The 409-nt window shown below is 56.7% G+C and carries 1 pseudogene; it reads right to left on the bottom strand.

The features are described from left to right. Positions 1-242, bottom strand: a pseudogene (locus SPHV1_RS02420) (P-type conjugative transfer ATPase TrbB); the annotation flags it as partial. Positions 243-409 lie beyond the last annotated feature (167 nt).

The following is a 409-nucleotide window of genomic DNA, read 5'->3' as shown; positions in this document are numbered from 1 at the left end:
TGTCCGGCGAAGCGCGAGCCATCTATAGGAAACTCGCCTTCCAGAACCGGGGAGGCCCGCGTCACTTCCTTGTTATGATAGCCAGCGACCGCCTTGATGATCGCCTCGGCCCGGCTTGGGGCGACCTTACCGATGCAGATCATGCGTTCGCCAAGGCGTTCCAGCCATAGCTTGCCATCGGCGTTCAGGATCAGCTCAACGGTCTTGGGGTCGGCAAGCGCATCCAACATAAGCGGTTGCATGGAGCGGCGAAGCATCTCCTTCGCACGCTCTTTTACCGTATCTTGAGCGGGTTCCCCCTTGGCCTCCATGAAGCACCGTCCCTGCCAAAACAAAATGGACGCAAGGGATATACCGGAATTTTCATGGAGGCAACCAGAACGATTGCAAAGAATGAGGTTCAGATTGG

The sequence above is a fragment of the Novosphingobium sp. KN65.2 genome (assembly GCF_001368935.1).
GTDB lineage: Bacteria > Pseudomonadota > Alphaproteobacteria > Sphingomonadales > Sphingomonadaceae > Novosphingobium > Novosphingobium mathurense.
The sequence above is the reverse complement of the archived record's forward strand: the minus strand, read 5'-3'. Positions and strand labels throughout refer to the sequence as shown.